Source organism: Salinibacter pepae, from assembly GCF_947077775.1.
GTDB lineage: Bacteria > Bacteroidota > Rhodothermia > Rhodothermales > Salinibacteraceae > Salinibacter > Salinibacter pepae.
In genome coordinates this window covers 1564168-1581628 of record NZ_CAMTTE010000001.1, presented here as the reverse complement: position 1 = coordinate 1581628, position 17461 = coordinate 1564168, and the positions used below count along the sequence as shown (strand labels likewise).

At 69.4% G+C, this 17461-nt stretch carries 15 protein-coding genes; 13 read left to right on the top strand and 2 right to left on the bottom strand.

The window, feature by feature from the left end; all coding sequences use genetic code 11:
• Nucleotides 1-32: 32 nt before the first annotated feature.
• Entirely contained in the window at nucleotides 33-1544 is a 1512-nt protein-coding gene (gene miaB / locus OJA40_RS06530) for a tRNA (N6-isopentenyl adenosine(37)-C2)-methylthiotransferase MiaB (RefSeq protein ID WP_263809583.1), read from the bottom strand.
• Nucleotides 1545-1933: 389 nt separating this feature from the next.
• Here miaB and OJA40_RS06525 point away from each other — a divergent pair, with 389 nt between their 5' ends.
• From OJA40_RS06525 to OJA40_RS06475, 11 genes are all read left to right on the top strand, one after another.
• A complete protein-coding gene (locus tag OJA40_RS06525) occupies nucleotides 1934-4174 on the top strand; it encodes a PAS domain-containing sensor histidine kinase (RefSeq protein ID WP_263810153.1) in 2241 nt (746 codons plus the stop codon).
• A 170-nt stretch (nucleotides 4175-4344) separates the two neighbouring features.
• Nucleotides 4345-5220, top strand: a complete 876-nt coding sequence (locus tag OJA40_RS06520) for a DUF58 domain-containing protein (protein ID WP_263810152.1) — start codon at nucleotides 4345-4347, stop codon at nucleotides 5218-5220.
• A 38-nt stretch (nucleotides 5221-5258) separates the two neighbouring features.
• Nucleotides 5259-6257 (top strand): hypothetical protein, encoded by a 999-nt coding sequence (locus OJA40_RS06515; protein ID WP_208427277.1) that lies wholly within the window; start codon nucleotides 5259-5261, stop codon nucleotides 6255-6257.
• A gap of 90 nt (nucleotides 6258-6347) precedes the next feature.
• Nucleotides 6348-7106, top strand: coding sequence for an SIR2 family NAD-dependent protein deacylase (locus tag OJA40_RS06510; RefSeq protein WP_208427278.1), 759 nt, complete (start codon nucleotides 6348-6350; stop codon nucleotides 7104-7106).
• A 72-nt stretch (nucleotides 7107-7178) separates the two neighbouring features.
• Nucleotides 7179-8156, top strand: coding sequence for a vWA domain-containing protein (locus OJA40_RS06505; protein ID WP_208427279.1), 978 nt, complete (start codon nucleotides 7179-7181; stop codon nucleotides 8154-8156).
• A gap of 65 nt (nucleotides 8157-8221) precedes the next feature.
• The gene (locus OJA40_RS06500; RefSeq protein WP_263810151.1) at nucleotides 8222-9298 is read left to right on the top strand and encodes a VWA domain-containing protein; all 1077 of its coding nucleotides are present in this window, start codon (nucleotides 8222-8224) and stop codon (nucleotides 9296-9298) included.
• Nucleotides 9299-9375: 77 nt separating this feature from the next.
• Nucleotides 9376-10017, top strand: a complete 642-nt coding sequence (locus OJA40_RS06495) for a hypothetical protein (protein WP_208427215.1) — start codon at nucleotides 9376-9378, stop codon at nucleotides 10015-10017.
• Nucleotides 10017-10613, top strand: a complete 597-nt coding sequence (locus OJA40_RS06490; protein WP_263793101.1) for a hypothetical protein — start codon at nucleotides 10017-10019, stop codon at nucleotides 10611-10613. The genes OJA40_RS06495 and OJA40_RS06490 overlap by 1 nt, the downstream gene beginning before the upstream one ends.
• 101 nt (nucleotides 10614-10714) lie before the next feature.
• Nucleotides 10715-12568, top strand: coding sequence for a BatD family protein (locus tag OJA40_RS06485; RefSeq protein ID WP_263810150.1), 1854 nt, complete (start codon nucleotides 10715-10717; stop codon nucleotides 12566-12568).
• A gap of 27 nt (nucleotides 12569-12595) precedes the next feature.
• On the top strand, nucleotides 12596-13345 hold the full coding sequence (locus tag OJA40_RS06480; RefSeq protein WP_208427212.1) for an SH3 domain-containing protein: 750 nt from the start codon (nucleotides 12596-12598) through the stop codon (nucleotides 13343-13345).
• Nucleotides 13346-13471: 126 nt separating this feature from the next.
• Entirely contained in the window at nucleotides 13472-14257 is a 786-nt protein-coding gene (locus OJA40_RS06475; protein WP_263810149.1) for a hypothetical protein, read from the top strand.
• Nucleotides 14258-14428: 171 nt separating this feature from the next.
• On the opposite strand, the gene OJA40_RS06470 is transcribed toward OJA40_RS06475, so the two are convergent.
• Complete coding sequence (locus OJA40_RS06470; protein WP_263810148.1) at nucleotides 14429-15331, bottom strand: LysR family transcriptional regulator; 903 nt, start codon at nucleotides 15329-15331, stop codon at nucleotides 14429-14431.
• 240 nt (nucleotides 15332-15571) lie between these two features.
• On the opposite strand from OJA40_RS06470, the gene OJA40_RS06465 reads away from it, so the two are divergent.
• Complete coding sequence (locus tag OJA40_RS06465) at nucleotides 15572-16168, top strand: MarC family protein (protein ID WP_208427210.1); 597 nt, start codon at nucleotides 15572-15574, stop codon at nucleotides 16166-16168.
• A 65-nt stretch (nucleotides 16169-16233) separates the two neighbouring features.
• A complete protein-coding gene (locus OJA40_RS06460) occupies nucleotides 16234-17430 on the top strand; it encodes an MFS transporter (RefSeq protein WP_208427209.1) in 1197 nt (398 codons plus the stop codon).
• Nucleotides 17431-17461: the final 31 nt, after the last annotated feature.

The window sequence follows — 17461 nt, the reverse complement described above, 5'->3', positions numbered from 1 at the left end:
TGAGGGAAGAAGTGAGGAGGAAATCCAAGATGCTAGGCGAGGGCGGGCTCGGTCGTAATCGAGTCGGTCCGCGCCGCCTCCTTCAGGGTTGTCTTTTCAATCGCAGTGCCCAGAAGCGTACTGGAGGTGCATTCGTCGATGCGAACCCGCACGTAGTCGCCCTGCTCGTAGTCCTCGCGGTCAAAGACGACCCCCTTGTTCGTATCCGTGCGGCCGAAGAACTGCGCGTCGCTTTTCTTGCTGGGGCCCTCGACGAGCACAGTGTGGACGCGCCCAACCTCCGCCTCGTTGCTTTTCTTCGCGTGCTGGTTCTGCAGCTCGATGATCTCCTCCAGGCGCCGCTGCTTCGTGTCCTCCGGCACGTCGTCCTCGTACTTGCGGGCGGCGTAGGTCTGGGGCCGCTCGCTGTACTTGAACATGTAGGCGTGGTCGTAGCGCACCTCTTCCATCAGCGAGAGGGTGTCCTCGTGCTGCGCCTCCGTCTCCCCGCAGAAGCCGGCGATCAGGTCGGTGGAGAGGGAGACGCCCGGGCACAGCTCCTTCGCCCGTTCGGTGAGCGCCAGGTACTCCTCCCGCGTGTAGGTGCGGCGCATGCGGTCGAGCACCTCGGTGTTGCCGTGCTGCACCGGCAGGTGGATGTAGTTGCAGACGTTGGGCCGGTCGCGGTGCACCTGCAGGAGGGCGTCGGTGCAGTCCTTCGGGTGGCTCGTGGAGTAGCGGACCCGCAGCTCCGGCGAGACGCGGCTGACGCGGTCCACGAGCTCGGCAAAGGAGACGGACGTGCCGTCCGCGTCGGTGTAGCGGTACGAGTTGACGTTTTGGCCGAGAAGGGTCACCTCTTTGTAGCCCTCTTCGGCCAGCCGGGCCACCTCCGAGAGGATGGTCGTGACCGGGCGGCTCTCCTCGCGGCCCCGCGTGAAGGGCACCACGCAAAAGGTGCACATGTTGTCGCAGCCGCGCATGATGGAGACGTAGGCGCTCACGCCGTTCGAGTCGTAGCGCACCGGCTGGATGTCCTCGTACGTCTCCTGCTTCGACAGCTCCACGTTGACGGCGGCCTGGCCGGTGGCGTCCGCCTCGTAGAGCAGCTGCGGCAGGTCGCGGTAGGCATCGGGGCCCACCACCACGTCCACCAGGTCCTCCTGCTCCAGCAGCTTCTCGCGGAGGCGCTCGGCCATGCAGCCGAGGACGCCCAGCATGAGCTCCCCGTCCCGCTTTTCCTTCTCCGAGCGCAACATGCTGAGGCGCGCCCGAATCTTCCGCTCGGCGTTTTCGCGGATGGCACACGTGTTCAGCAGGACGACGTCCGCCGCCGCCTGGTCCCGCGTGAGGCCGTAGCCGCTCTCCTCCAGCACCGAGGCCACGATCCCGGAGTCGTTCACGTTCATCTGGCAGCCGTAGGTCTCGATGTAGACCTGCTTGTCGCCGGCGGTGGCGTCGTAGCCGTGTTTGACGCGATCGAGGTCCTCGTCGACCTCCCCGTCGGCCTCGCGCTGGCGCACCTCGTCTTCGGCAAGGACGTCGAGGTCTTCAATCGGCTCCATGGGAAAAGAGGAGTTGGTGGACGAGCGGCCGAAAGAGGGAATGACGTTGCATTCAGGGGGCGGGCGAACGTTCCCGACGGAGGACGGACGCACGCGTCCGATCGGGGCAATCGAATCGGCCTGCGGAACGGAATGGGTCGGCAGGCCCGACCAACCATGTTGAAATTGCCCCGGGCGTGGACGCCGCCTGATCGCGAAAATCCCGGACCGGGCTTCCCGGGCCCCAGGCTGGAATCTTTTGGAAGAGAATTTGCACTGTTTTGTCCTGCACACCACACTTCCGGCCGATTTGCCCGGACACGACAGCCGTCCCTCGATCCACAGCGGCGGGACATCTGCAGTTCCGCGGCGAATATGGCCGCCGTTCGTTCTGCGCGCCCTGACTCCTTATGTACGCTCTGGCTCGTCGGCTCTACCAGCTCCTCCGGCCCGAAGATGCGTTCTTCTCGCGGCGGCACAGGTCGCAGGTGCAGGTGTACCGCCTGCTGTCTCTGCTCGGGCCGGTTCTGCTCCTCGTTCACGGGGCGGCTCATCGAGCCGCGGCCCCGAGTCAGTACGACCCCCTGTGGTTCCGGCTCGTCCTCGCAGGGGGACTGCTGCTCCTCTGTTCCGCGTCCCTCGTCTCCGCGTCGGTCCGCCGCCGGTACGTGGAGGCGTCCTGGGGGGTGTTGTACCTGGTGATGGCCTGGACCGTCACGCTTGCCGCACTAAACCAGTTCAGCGGGGAGTATTCGCTAAGCGTCCTGTTCGTCTACGCCCTCTTCGGAGGGATTGTGATTCTCGGCGCCGATTCGATGGCCCCGGTCCTGTCGTTTCTGGCGACGGGCTTCGTCCTGCTCGGCGTAGGGGTGTGGGCGGCGCCCGCTCGCGAGACGAGCCCGCTCGTCTTGGGCAGTGGGATGGCCGACGTGGCCCTCTTCGAAGCGGTGGCCCACTGGTGGGGGGTGTCGATGCGCAATAGCCTCAAGACACAGCGAGACGAACTGCGCCGGTCCCGAGATCAGCAGCGGCAAATGATTGAGCAGCTGCCGATGGAGATGGCCGTCTTCGACACGGAGGCACGGTTCCAGTACGTCAACGAACGGGCCGTCGGGGACCCGGCGGTGCGGGAGCAGTTGATTGGGCTCACCAACGAGGGGTACTGCCGCCGGCACGATCTGGACGTGGCGCTGGGCCGGCGGCGTGACGAATCGATTCGGGAGGTGGTCGAGACCAAATCGATCAACCGCCTCCGGGAGACCATCGAGACGGACGAGGGCCCCCGGCACTACCTCCGCATCCACGTGCCGATCACGGACCCGGACGGGACGGTGAGAAAAGTGGTGGGGGGCGGGCTGGACATCACCGAGCGCAAAGAGCGAGAGCGGGACCTCCGCGCGCGACGGGAAAAGATTGAGGCCCTGTACGGGGCGACCAAGCAGCTGCTGCGGGCCGGCTCCCAGGAGGAAGTCTCCGACCGGATCCACGGGGTGCTGAAAGAGGTCTTCGACTACCCGTTCGCCCATACCGGGTTTTTGGAGGACGGGTTGATCGTTCCGGAGCGCACGGAGGCCGCGTCGGGGCTGTCGCTGCCAATGCCCGAGGCGCGTCCCCCACAGAAGAACATGGTGGCCGGGCAGGCCCTTCGGTCCGGCGAGGCCGTCGTCAGTGAATCCATTCAATCCCTGGCAAACTCCATCGACTACGGCGATCTCCGCTCGGCCGCCTCCGTTCCGATTGGCGGACACGGCGCCATCGTGGTGGGGAAGGCCGACGAAACGACGTACCGCCAGTTCAACCTTCACCTTCTGGAGCTGCTGGGCGGGTACGCCGCGCTCGTCCTCGACCGGCTCCGTCGCGAGGCCGCCCTTCGAGACGCAAAAGAGGCGGCCGAAGAGGCCAGTCGGCTCAAGTCGACCATGCTGGCGAACATGAGCCACGAGATCCGCACCCCCCTCACGTCGATCATTGGGTTCTCCGAGACGATCGAAGAAGAGGCTGATCTCTTTGCGGCCAGGCCCGCGGACGCCAATCCGTCCACCCTGAGCCGGTTTGCCCATCTCATCGGAAAGAACGGGCGTCGCCTCCTCGGCACACTGGACGGCGTCCTGAACCTGTCGAGGCTGGAGGCGGGCCATATGGACCTTTCCGCGGAACGGACCCCGCTGGATGAACTGGCGACAGGGCTCGTCGACGAGCTCCATCCGCAGGCCGAGGAGGCCGGGGTCCACTGCGAGGTGGAAACGACTCCCCATCCGGTTGTTGCGCGGGCGGATCGGGGCGGAATGCAGATTGCCCTCCGGAACCTGATCAGCAACGCCATCAAGTACACGGAGGAAGGCGGACGCGTCCGCGTCCGGTCCTACCGGGCGGAGGACGCCGCCGTGGTCGAGGTGGAGGACACCGGCATTGGGATGGACGCGGACACCGTCGAGCACGTCTTCGAGCCGTTTCGGCAGGCCTCGGAGGGCCTCAACCGAGAGTACGAGGGCACCGGGCTCGGGCTTGCGGTCACCAAGCAGGTCATCGAGAAAATGAACGGGGACATTGAGGTCGATACGGAGGAAGACGCCGGCACGTGTGTTCGTCTGCGGCTTCCCCGGGCGGCCTCGGAGGCGGACGCCGGCTCGTCCCCTGGCGACGAGCCGTAGCACCGGGGGGCGCCCGGGCCGACCGCGTCCACGGGAGGCGTTTGGCCCGGCGGGCGGCGGCCGCGGCGAACGATTTGCGCCGCGAGGGACTACAACGAAGTGATGCCGACAGCCTCTCGCGTGCGGCCTCCTCGTCCCGGCGGCCGCGTCTCCCCAGCGTGCGCCTCGCCATGATTCCCGACGAGCTCTTCGAAAAGATCCGCCGGCTGGAGGTCCGCACCCGTGGTCGGGTCGAGAGCGTCTTTCGGGGCGAGTACCAGTCGGCCTTCAAGGGGCGCGGAATCGAGTTTGCGGAGGTGCGGCCCTACCAGGTAGGGGATGACATCCGCAACATCGACTGGAACGTGTCGGCCCGGATGGACGACACCTACGTGAAGGTGTACGAGGAGGAGCGGGAGCAGACGGTGATGCTGTGCGTCGACGTGTCGGGGTCGGGGAATTTTGGGTCGCAGGGCAAACTGAAGCGCGAGGTGGCCGCGGAAATCTGTGCGGTGATCGCCTTCAGTGCCGTCCAGAACAACGACACAGTGGGGCTGCTGCTGTTTTCCGACGAGACGGAGCGATTCGTGCGGCCGGGGTCGGGGCGGCGGCACGTGCTGCGGTGCATCCGCGAGCTGTTTACGGCCGAGCCCTCCTCGATGGGCACAGACATCGGTGGGGCGCTCCGGCGCGTGCTCTGCATCCTGCAGCGCCGGTCGATCCTCGTGCTGGTGAGCGACTTTTTCGACGCCGGCTACGACTCGATGCTGCGGGCGGCGGGGCGGCGCCACGACACCATCGGCATTGAGCTTCAAGACCCCCGCGAAGAGGAACTGCCCCCGGTGGGGCTGGTTGGTTTGACCGACGCCGAGAGCGGAGAGACCGTGACGGTGGACCTCCGCGATCCGGCGGCCCGGGCGGCCATCGAGGCCGCGGCGCAGGCGCGTCGGGAGCGCACCCGCGAGACTCTCCGGCGGGCCGGGGTCGGGCACGTCATCGTCCGCACCGATGGCGACGACCTGGAGCCACTCATTGCATTCTTTCGGCGGCGTGCCCGGCGGGGCTAGCGACGAGGCGCGCCCGTCCGTTGATCGACTCGGGACGTATGCAGCGACGGATGCGAGGGTGGACGTGGATCGGTGGCCCTCTTCTCGTGGTCCTGGGCCTGCTGCACGCGGGCGGGCCCCCTGCAAGGGCCCAGTCGGGGCCCCGCGTCGAGGCTCGGGTGTCGGCCGACAGTGTAAAGGTCGGCGAGCGATTCACGCTCACCCTGGTGGTCACGCGCGCCGCAGGCCGCGACGCGACGTTTCCGAGCGTGGACGCCGGGTCGGCCGTCTTCGGGGACCTACACGCGGTCCGGCGGGGGGCCGTCCGGACGCGCCGCTCGTCGACCGCCCGTCGGGTCGACAGCGTGGCCTACGAGGTGACCACCTTCGCCCTCGACTCGGCCCGCGTGCCCGTCCTGCCCGTTCGCCTCGCGTCGGGGGGCGACACGACGGTCGTGGGAACCCCGCCCCGGACGGTGCCGGTCGTGTCGGTCGTGGGGCCCGATGCGAAGGCGCTGCGTACCCCGGCCGCGCTCATACCCTTTCCGCGTCCGGCCTGGGCATGGGGGCTGCTCGCCCTCCTCACCGCGGCCGCGCTCGGCGGGGGCGCCTACGGGTGGTGGCGCTGGCGAGGCCGCGACGCGGATGAAGCCGACGCTCCCGAGGCGGCGTCCGCATACGAGGCGGCGTCGGCGCGGCTCGGGCGTTTGGAACGGCGCCACCCGTCCGGGCCGGAGGCCGCCAAGGCCTTCTACGTGGACCTCACCGAGGCCCTGCGCGTCTACTTGGTGCGGCGCGTCGGCGTCCGGGCCCTGGAGCAAACGACCGCCGAGGTGGTGGCGGCGCTCCGCCGCCGGCCCACGATGCACGAGGAGACCATCCGGCGCCTCCAGGCTGTGCTGGAGCAGGCCGACCTCGTCAAGTTCGCCGACGCCCAGCCCTCCCCGGCGGAGAGCCGGTCCGTGCTCGAGGAGGCGCAGGCCGTGCTCGACGCCCTCGAAGCCACCCGGCGCCGGCACGACGCGCAGGCAACGGACGACACGCCCTCTTCTGCGTGAAAGCCCGGTCCGGTATTTCTGGCCGGCCCCTACGCTTTGTGCGTGGGGGGGCCCTCGAGCTGCTTCTCCGCATCCCCCCTTTCGTCGCCCATGCCCGACTTCAGTGATACGCTCGTCGACCGACTCGCCGAGGCCGGCCACGTGGCCGTGCTGACGGGGGCGGGCATCAGTGCCGAGAGCGGCATTCCCACCTTCCGCGACCCCGGTGGGCTCTGGGAGGAGTTCGACCCGCAGGAGCTTGCGAACGTGGAGGCGTTCCTCGACAACCCCGAGCTGGTACAGGGCTGGTACCGGCACCGGCGCGAGGTGGTGGAGGACGCCGCGCCCAACGCGGGCCACCACGCCCTGGCGGACCTGGAGGCGCACGTGCCGTCGATGGCCGTCGTGACCCAAAACGTTGACGACCTGCACAACCGCGCCGCGACCAGTACCGTCATCGAGCTGCACGGCAACATTACGGACCACTACTGCATGGACTGTGAGCAGACGGTTGGGGCGGCGGCCGTCGACGCTGCCATCCAGGACGGCGAGCCGGCCCGGTGTCCAGACTGTAATGGGCTCGTCCGCCCCGACGTGGTCTGGTTCGGGGAGATGCTGCCGCCCGACGCGATGGAACAGGCGGACGCGACCACCGAGCAGGCCGACGTGTTCTTGAGCGTGGGGACGAGCGCCGTCGTGTACCCGGCGGCGCGCCTGCCCGTCGCGGCGCGGGAGCAGGGCGCCTACGTGGCCGAGGTCAACCCGGACACGACCGGCGTCACCGACGACGTCCACGAGACGATCCGGGGCCCCGCCGGGGACGTGCTGCCCGCTCTCGTCGACGCCGTGGCCGCTCGCCAGAGGCCGTAATACCTGCTCGTGGCGTGCCCTTTGCTCTCCCCTTTGTGCTGAATCCGCTGGGTCTGCGCGATCCACTCCACCGTGAGTTTCGTCAATCCCCAACTGTTGTGGCTGCTCCTCGCCGTGCCGGCGGTGGGGGCCTGGACGTGGTGGCGCCGACGGCGGACGACGGGCCTCCGGTACAGTGACGTGGGGCCGGTGCGGAAGGCCCCGATCGCGTGGACTGTGCGCCTGCGATGGCTGCCCGCCGCCCTCCGCATGGGGGCGCTCGCGCTCGGCGTCCTGGCCCTGGCCCGCCCCCAGACCGAAGAGACCACGCGGACCCGGACGGCCGAGGGCATCGACATCATGATGGTCCTCGACGCCTCCACGTCGATGCAGGCGGAGGACTTCCAGCCGACCCGCTTCGAGGCTGCGCGCACGGCGGCGGGGGCGTTCGTGGAGGGGCGTGTGTCCGACCGGGTGGGCCTCATCGTTTTTGCCGCCGAGGCGTACACGCAGGCCCCCCTCACGCTCGACTATTCGTTCCTTCAGCGCATGCTCGAGGACGTGGAGGTTGGGGCGGTCGAGGACGGCACCGCCGTGGGGACGGCCCTGGCGACGGCCGTCAACCGGCTGAAGGACAGCGAGGCGGAGAGCAAGGTGGCCATTCTGCTTACCGACGGCCGCAACAACCGGGGCCAAATTGATCCCCGCACGGCGGCCGAGGTGGCCCGGACGATGGGCGTGCGGGTCTACGCGATTGGGGTCGGGTCGTCGGAAGACAGGGACGCCTGGGAGGAGCCCCTGCCGCAGGGCCAGCGGGACGAGTCGGCCGGCGTGGACGCGGAGATGCTTCGGTCCGTCTCCACGTCCACCGGGGGGCAGTACTTTTCCGCGACGAACCGGGACGCCCTGGAGCGCATCTACGCCGAGATCGACACCATGGAGGCCACGCCGGTCGACGAGCGCGTCTACACGGACCGGACGGAGCGGTATTCGTGGTTCTTGCTGCCGGCCCTGGGGCTCGCCCTCCTGGAGGTCGGCCTCTCCGCCACCCTGTTCCGGCGCTTCCCGTAGCACGCAGCGAGGGATCCGCGGGACCCCCGAAAGCCCGTGCGCACCCCTGCAATCACAGCCCAGACATGGATTGGCTCCACCCCGCATACGTGTGGACGCTCCTCCTTGGCCCGGTGGCCCTGGGGCTCTACGGGTGGGCGGCGCGTCGGCGCCGGGCGGCCCGGGAGCAGTTTGGGCCCCCAGGGGCTGTGCGGCGGCTCGCGACGACCCGTCGCCCGCGCCGTCGAAAGTGGGAGGCGGGCCTCGTGGTGGGGGCGCTTCTTCTCGGCGCCGTGGCCCTGATGGGGCCGCGGGGGGGGACGGAGGTGCGCACGGTGGAGCGGCGGGGGCTCGACCTCGTCGTGGCGCTGGACGTTTCGGCGTCGATGCGGGCCCAGGATGTGCCCCCGAGCCGCCTCCGGCGGGCGAAGAACGAGATCCGCTCGCTGGTGGACGATCTGTCGGGCGACCGGGTGGGGCTCGTCCTCTTCGCCGGAACCGGGTTCGTGCAGTCGCCCCTTACGACCGACTACGGCGCCTTCCGCCTTTTCCTCGACGCGGCGGCCCCCGACCAGGTCTCGACGCCGGGCACCGACGTGAGCGCGGCCGTCGACGCGGGCCTCCGGGCCTTCGGCGCGCCCCGTCCGACGGACGACACGACGGCGGCCCCCGAAGAGCCGCGCCCCCGGGCGCTTCTCATCGTCTCGGACGGAGAGGACCACGCCGGCGACCTCGACGCCGCCCGGCAGCGCGCGGAGGCGGCCGGGGTGACGCTCCTGACCGCCGGCGTGGGGACCGAAGACGGCGCCCGGATTCCGATTTACGAAAACGGGCGGCGTGTCGACTACAAGCGGAACCGCCAGGGCGAGGTCGTGCGGAGCCGTCTGCGCGAGGCCCCCCTAACGCGCCTGGCCCGGTCGGGGGCGTACTTCCGCGTCGGGGCGGCCGCCAGTGCCCTCTCGGACGTGCCGGCGGCGCTCCGGCAGGTCGGGGCCACGACGTACGACGCCGAGCGGTTTGCCGACTACGAGGAGATGTACCAGTGGCCCCTGGCGGCGGCCCTGCTGCTCCTGCTCGCCGCAAGCGTCCTCCCGACGGGGCGCCGTCACGCCGGGGGCGTACGGCCCGAGGCCTGGGGCGGCGGCGCCCAGGAGGGCGGGTAGTCGCGTCGGAATCGACGGACGAGACCGCACGTACAACTGTCGTCCTGCCATCGCATTCGTAATTGAATCCCGAGCGCATGCTCGCCCGAGCGGCACTCATTTTGCTCTTCTTTGGCCTCCTCGGCGACAGCGGAGCGGGGCAGGGCCGGGACGGCAACGCCCTCTTCGACCGGGGACGGTACGTCGCCGCGGCGGAGACCTACCGGGCGGGCCTGGATGCCCTCGACGACACGACCGGCTCCGTGTACACGGGCCTCCAGAACAACCTGGGGCTGGCCCTTCATCGCCAGGAGCGCCTCGGGGCCGCCCGGGCCGCGCTCCGGATGGCCCGTCGGGCCGCCACGACGAAGGCGGAGCGCGTCCGGGTGCTTTTCAACGCCGCCACCGTTGCGGCCGAGATGAACGACCGAACCGACGCCCTCGACCGCTACCGGACGGTGCTCCTCCTCGACCCCACGCACGAGGCCGCCCGGTTCAACTACGAGTATCTGAAGCGGCAGGCAGGAGGGGGCGCCGGGGGCACTCCGCCAACCCTCGAGCCCTCGCCCTTCGCCCAAAAGCTGAAGGCACGAGCGGACGCCCTGGTGGCGCGGACCCAGTACACCACCGCCGCGGCCCTGCTGCGGGACGGGATGCAGAAGGACTCGACGGTTCGCGCGTACCGCGACTTCGTCACCCGCATCGAAGAAATTGCTCAGATTGCCCGCTCGGACCCGTGATGCGCCTGTACTGGATTGGACTCGTTGTGGGCCTGCTGGTCGGGGGGGGAGGCACGCCGGCCGTGGGCCAATCCTCCGCCGACGCCCTGTTCCACGATGCCGCACAGCGGTACGTGGCCGGCGATACGGAGGCGGCCCGGCGGGCGGTAGAGCGGGGGTTGGAAATCGCCCCGTCGGACCCCCGGCTGCGGGCCCTTCGGAAAACACTGGAGCAGCACGAGAAGCGGCGCGGGGGAGGGCGACCGTCCCCCCAAGGGCAGCAGTCGCAGACCCAGCGCGACCCCTCAAGGGGAAACGAAGGATCGCAGGAGCAGTCCGGCGCCTCGGGGGAGGGATCCCAGTCGCAATCCGACGCCCCGTCCCGCTCGGAGGCGTCCCCATCCGGGACGCCGGACCCATCGTCGACGGGACCGTCCGGCGCGAAGGCACAGGGGCGGCAGGGGGGCGATCGACCTGGCGCCCGCCGGTCGGCCCGCCGCCTGAGTCAGGCGCAGGCGGCCCGGCTCCTCCAGGCCCTCGAAAATCAGGAGCAGAAGCTGCTGCGTGAGGTGCAGGGCGAATCGGAGGCGCCCCGTCGGGTCGAGAAAGACTGGTAACGGCGCAGACGGCACGGCCCATTGCCGGAGGAAAGGTGGCGACCCGGGCCGGAACGGTTTTCTTTATCAGCGGCACACCGCCCATGTGGCCCGCACAGTCCATGCTTGTCCGACTCGCGGTTTTCGTGGTTGTGTTGGGGGGAGTGTGTGTCGGGATGAGTCGGGCCCAGTCCAGCGGACCGGTACGGGTCACGGCCGAGGCCACCCCCACCGACGTGCGGGTGGGCGAAACGGTCCAGTTGACGGTGCGGGTCGAGGGGGCCCCCGCCACCGTCGTGCAGACGCCGGATCCGCCCTCGACGACCAACCTGGAGCCCCAGCAGCGCACGCCCCGGATGAAGCAGATTCGGGCGTCGAGGGGCGGGCGGCTTCGTCAACGCGTCGTCTTTTCGTGGCGGCTTCGCCCACGGCAGCAGGGGGCCGCACGCATCCGGCCCCTCACCGTGGTGGTGCAGGGGGAGACGTACAGCACCGATCCCATCCGCGTTCGGGTGTCCCCGCGGACGGGCAAGCCCGACGCCCCGACGCTAACGCGCCCCGACGGCGCGTCTAGGGACAAGTCCCTGAACGCTCGGGACCTTTTCATCCGTGCGCGGGCAACCGACGGTCAGGTGTACCAGAATGAGCAGGTGATCGTCGAGTACAGTTTGTTCTATCGTCCCGGCATCCGGCTCCGCCACAGCCGCCTGGCCGGATCGTGGGACGCGCCGGGCTTCTGGCGCGAGGAGCTCAACGTGGCCGCCCGCCCCACCCCCCAACGGCGGCGGGCCCATGGACGGGCGTACGAGACCGTGGTCCTAAAGCGGGCGGCCCTGTTTCCCACGCGGCCGGGCACCCTGCAGGTCGATCCCCTGCGCATCGAGACGGAGGCCCAGGGGACGATGCGCTTGCGCGACCGCGGGCCGTCCCTCCGGGGGCGCTTCGAGCCCGTGCAGCTCGCCTCCGAGGGCCTCTCGCTGGAGGCACGGGCCCTGCCGTCGGGGGCGCCGCCCGCCTTCAACGGAGCTGTGGGGCGGTTTTCGATGACGGCCGGGACCGATACGGACAGCACGTCGGTGGGGGAGCCGGTCACCCTGACGGTAGAGGTGGACGGCACGGGCAATTTGGCAACGCTCGCCCCACCGTCCGTAGGGGCGCCCGCGGACATGGAGGTGTATGACCCAACCGTCGAGACGAACATCGAGCGCAACGCGTCCCGCATCCACGGCACCAAAACATTTACCTACACGCTCGTGCCCCAGTCCGGCGGGCGCTACGACCTCCCGGCCGTCACGTTCTCCTACTTCGATCCGGACGCGGGGCGGTACAGGACGCGCCGCGCCCAGCCCCCGACGCTGCGGGTCACGGGGGAGGCGGCCCCGCGGGCGGTGGGCCGGACGGGAAACGGCCTGCCGGTGGGGGACGTGGCGGCGCCGATGGCCGCGACCGAGGCGCAGTGGGCACGAACGGACCGGCGTCCCCTCTACCGAAATCCCTGGGCATACCTCGCCCTTCTGGCGCCGGCCCTGGTCGTCGCGGCCGGCGTCGCCTATCGGCGCTGGCGGTCCGGTGGTGCGCCGTCGCCGGACGAAACGGCCGCCGTCGAGAAAACGCCCGCCCCCAATGAAGAAACGAACCGCCTTCAGGCGGCCCGTCGCCACCTGCGAGCAGGGGACGACGCGGCCTTCTACAATGCGGTGGCGCGTGCGCTCCGCGCCTTCCTGGCGGAACGGCTGGGGCGCGACGGCCCCAACGACGTGCCCCGGACGGTGCTCGACCGCGAGCTGCCCCGCCACGACGTTTCGCCGGATCTCCAGGGCGCCCTCTACGACGTGCTCGACCGCTGCGACGAGGCCCAGTACGCGCCCCGTGCCGGCTCTTCGGCGCCCGAAGACGTGTTGGCCAACGCCCACGCCGTGCTTCGGCGACTCGACACGGCCCTTCCGCGGTCGGCCCCCACGCCCCCACGCCCGTAGCCCTCCCTCTGTTGCCCCGTCCCTCTCATGCGCCTTCTTGCGGCCGTTCTCGGTGGATTCGGACTGATCGTCGCCGCCCCGGCTTGCGGGCAGCCATCGTCCGTCGCCCAACAATTTGAGGCGGCCAATGAGGCCTACGACCGGGGCCGGTACGACACCGCCGTGGAGGCGTACCGGGCCGTGCTCGACGCCGGCCACGAGAGTGCAGCGCTCTACCACAATCTCGGCAATGCCTACGTGCGCCTCGACCGTACGGGACCGGCGGTCTGGGCCTACGAACGGGGGCGTCGCCTCCAGCCTGGAGACCCGCGCCTGCAGCACAACCTGGAGTACGTCCGTCGGCGTGCCGAGCTTCCGCGGCGCGGGGGGGCGGCCGGCGGCCTCGTGGCCCTCGTGGTGGGATGGTCGCCCCTGCTCCTGTTTGGCATCGGGATGCTTGCCATGTGTGCTGGAGGGCTCGGGGCGACAGTCTGGGACGGCCCGCGTCGGGGAGGCGCGTGGCAGGGGCCAGCGATGACGGGGCTGATTGGGGCGGGAGTGCTGCTCGTCGCCGTCGCGCTGGCCACCTCGTACATGCAGGCCCAGGAGCGCCGGGCCGTCGTGGTGGACGAAGAGGCGCCGCTCCGGTCTGCTCCTACCGACACGGCCCCCGCCGACACGACCCTTCGCTCGGGGATGCTCGTAACCCCCGGAGCCGAGCGGGAGGCGTGGACGCGGGTACGGATTCGGGGCCGAACTGGAGGCTGGATTCCATCCGGCGCGCTGGCGGAAATATAACACAAGGCGGGATCCGAAGCCGGGCCGATCCGTTCGATTATTGGACATAACTCGCACATGTGCCGGGCCCACACTGAGGGGCGTGCCGGGCCCGGCATGCACGTTCCTGACCAGCGTTTCCACGCCATGCCGACGGGCCACTTTGCCATTGGGGATCTTTCCTTTTCGTTCGAGGGCTCCCTCGAAGAGCTCGCGCACTGCCAGGAGATTGTCCGCGAAATTGAGCGCGCGGAGCATCGGCTTCGGCGGGCGTCGGGGGCGGAGGAGGTCGTCGTGATCTACGATCAGGACCTTGAGGGCGAGCGCGGTACGTTCGACAAGATGCGGCTCCGCGCGTACGACGACGATCACAACTACACGCTCGACCTCGGGGTGACGGACACCAATCCGCTTGGCATTTACGTCGGGTACGATCAGAACATCGAGGTGTACGACCGGGACGCTGGGGAGGCGTGGCAGATCACCCCGGAGGGAGAGCCGGTCCAACCGGACGCGGACCCGTCCGAGGCAAACCGCCGGGAGGAGCCGACCGCCCGGGAGGCGGATGCGTCGCGGGGCCCCTCTTCCTCCCCCACGCAATCCACGGAGCCGGCGTCGTCCGAGGGGCCGTCCCAGGCCGAGATTGACCGGGCGGCGGAGGTGCTTCTGACCCGCGTGCGTCAACAGCCGTCCGAGCAGCGGGTGGGCGAGACCACCATTCCGGACGGGCCGCTCGGGGAGAAGCTCCTCGGGTTTGCCACGTACTGCGGGCGCGATGAGGGGTACCTGAATCGGGTGCTCGACGTGAAGAGCGTGTCCGGGATCGGGGCGTTGACCGTGGGACAGGTGCCGGACGTGCTCGCCATGATCAAGGACGAGGAGACGCTTCGTCAAAACGAGAGCTTCGAGCCGGACACCGATCTCCCGTTTTAGGCACGAAGGGCCGGGGCCTCGTCCGCCGGCCGACTCCGGCTCAGACCGACCCGGTGGAGACGCGCGGTTTTGCCCTGTGCGCGGGGCTTGGGGAGATGCTGTCGGGCACGTTCAAGTGAAAATGCGTCCTGCCCCGAGGCGCTCCCGCCGGCATTCACGAGCCCATTTTGGTTAGATTGGGTTCTGGGTGAACGCGTCCTGTTCGTCCGCTACCGTCTCCAAAAACCGGTCGAGGAGCGGCGAGTCGTTGTCGCGCCGGTACGCGAGGCCGAGGGTAAGGGGCACAGTGGGCTCTACGATCTTTGCGTACCCCACGCCGGGACGTTGGATCTGCACGTTCGAGGCATGGGCGATGGACACCCCTAGCCCCGCCTCCACGAGCCCGAGAAAGCTCTCGCCCCGTTCAATCTCCTGCGGAATCTGCGGGGTAAACCCGGCCTCGTGGCAGGCGCGCACGTAGGCGTCGTGGATGCGGGGCGCCCCGCTCCGCGCCCAGATCACGTGCGGCTCGCCTTCGAGCTCCCGGAGGGGGACGGACGTTCGGTCGGCGAGGCGATGGCCCGTCGGGAGTACCACCACCATCGGGGCCGTAAAGAGGGGCTGCACCCGCAGGCCGCGCTCGTTGATCGGCAGAAACAGGAACCCGACGTCCGTCTCCTTCCCCCGCAGGGCGTCCACCTGTTCGCGGGTGGTCTGCTCGACCAGATCAAGCTCCCCGTGGGGGCGCTTGGACCGAAAGGTCTTGATGATGGCGGGGAGCCCGCTCCGCATCGCGCTCGCCGCGTAGGTGATGGTGAGCAGGCCCGCCAGTCCGTCCCGGGCCGCCCGCGCGACGGACTCCGCACGCCGGGCCTCCCGGAGCATGCGCTTCGCGTATGGGAGAAAGGTGTGGCCCGCCTCCGTCAGCTCCACGCCCCCCGAGGCCCGGTCGAAGAGCGCGACCCCGATCTCCTCCTCAAACGCCTTAATCTGCTGGCTCAGGGTGGACTGGGCGACGAAGACAGCGTCGGCGGCCCGGCCAAAATGCAGTTCGTCGGCGAGGGCTGTGAAGTACCGGAGGTGGCGAAGTTCCATGGCGCAGGCAGTCGGGGAGGCCGAGGAAAAGGCATGGGCAGACGTTTCTCCGAAGGCCTGTGGTAAACGATCGATGACGTCGATCGGTCCGAGCGAAAAACTCCATGAAACGGCATTGTGGCGGCGCCCCTACGACCTTATGGAGAGATAAGAGACGGGCCACTGCGCGTTACATTGCCGTAATCCCTTTTCCTCGACCGTACCGCCGTGCTTTGGGGTCCAATCGACCACTACGAATAGATGACGATATTTTCGGCCGCCCTCCTGCTCTTCCTGGTCATGGACCCGTTTGGCAACGTTCCGGTGTTCCTCTCGGTCTTGCGTCCAGTGAAGCAGGAGCGTCGGCGGTGGGTCATCGCCCGGGAGCTACTGATCGCCCTGGGGTTTTTGGTGGTCTTCCTGGTCGGCGGGCAGTACCTGCTTGCGGCCATCGGCATCTCGGAGTCGTCCGTGACGGTAGCGGGGGGCATCATCCTGTTTCTGATTGCCCTCCGCATGGTGTTTCCGTCGCCCGGTGGCGTGTTCGCGGAGGATGCGGAGCAGGCACGTGACGCCCCGCTCCTCGTGCCGCTCGCCGTGCCGCTCGTGGCGGGCCCGTCGGCCCTGGCGTCGGTGCTGTTCATCATGAGCAAGGACCCGACGCGCTGGCTGGAGTGGCTGGCTGCGCTCGTCGGGGCGTGGGCGGCCACCGGCGTCGTCTTGCTTCTGGCCCCCAACCTGTCGCGCCTCCTTGGGGACCGCGGGCTGGTGGCCACGGAGCGACTCATGGGGATGGTGCTCACCGCGATCGCGTCGAAAATGGTACTGGGCGGCGTCGCGGAGTTCTTCGGCATCTAGGCCGTCCAGGCCCGTGCCTGCACGCGGCCTCCTTCTCGTTCGCTTTCACCAACCGCCCTACGCCTGTGACACTCTGGTCACGCCAGGGGGCCGTCCTCGGGACGTGCACCCTGGCCTTTTTCGCAACGATGGCCGCGCGACTCGTCATTAGTCCGGTCGTCCCCTCCATCAGCGACGCGTTTGCCGTCCCCAACGGCGCGATTGGGCTGGCCCTGACCGGCATGTGGCTGGGGTATGCCCTCTCGCAATTTCCGAGCGGGCTGCTGGCCGACCGCTACGGGGAGCGGAGCATCATTCTGGTGGCGGTGGGGGGCACGGCGGTCGCGAGCACGCTTCTGGCCTTCGCCTCGTCCTACGCGATGTTCCTGGTGGGGACGGCTGTGCTGGGAACCGTGGCGGGGCTGCACTACAGCGTGGCCACGTCGCTTCTGACGCGCACCACCGACCAGATCGGCACGGCCATCGGCATTCACACGGCGGGGGCGCCGGTGGCGGGGGTGTTGGCGCCGATGGCCGCCGGGGCCGTTGGCGCGTGGATGGGCTGGCGCTGGGCCGTCGCCCTGGGGACGGTGTTTGCCGCTCCGGTCGTGGGCCTCGTGGTCTACGTCGTGCGGGCCCGGCCGCCGGTGCGGCCCGACGAGTCGGTGTGGGGGCGATTCAAAATCGGGCCCCTGGCCGAGCTCCTTCGCCGTCCGCCGATCGCCCGCACGGTAATTCTCTCGGCCGTCGGGATGTTCGTGTGGCAGGCCACGGCGTCGTTCCTGCCGACGTTCTTCGTGGCGTACCACGGCTACTCGGAGGCAACCGCCGGGGTGCTCTTCTCGGGGTACTTTCTGATGCAGGGCGTCACCCAGCCCGGCCTCGGGGCGTTGTCGGACCGCATTGGGCGGGACGCGGCCGCCAGTCTCGCCATCGGGATCGGCATCGTAGGGTACGGGCTCCTGGTGGGGGGGACGGGCCTGGGCCTGGCCATCGTGTCGGTGGTGTGTGCCGGCCTCTCGATGGGATGGGGGGCGGCCCTCATGCCGAAGTTCATGGACCACCTCGACGACCACGAGCGCAGTGCCGGGTTTGGGCTCGTCCGGACCGTCTACATGGTGCTGGGGGCGAGTGGCAGCGTCGTGACGGGGTTCGTGGCCGACGTGTTTGGGTGGGGCGTCGCGTTTGTCGTCCTCGTGCTGCTGCTGGTGGGCATGCTGGGGGCGCTGGTCCAGTCCACATGGCGAAACCAGACGGAGCGGCGGGCTCGCGCTGCTCCCTGAGATCTCTCAACGCGTTCCTGTCCGATGGAGT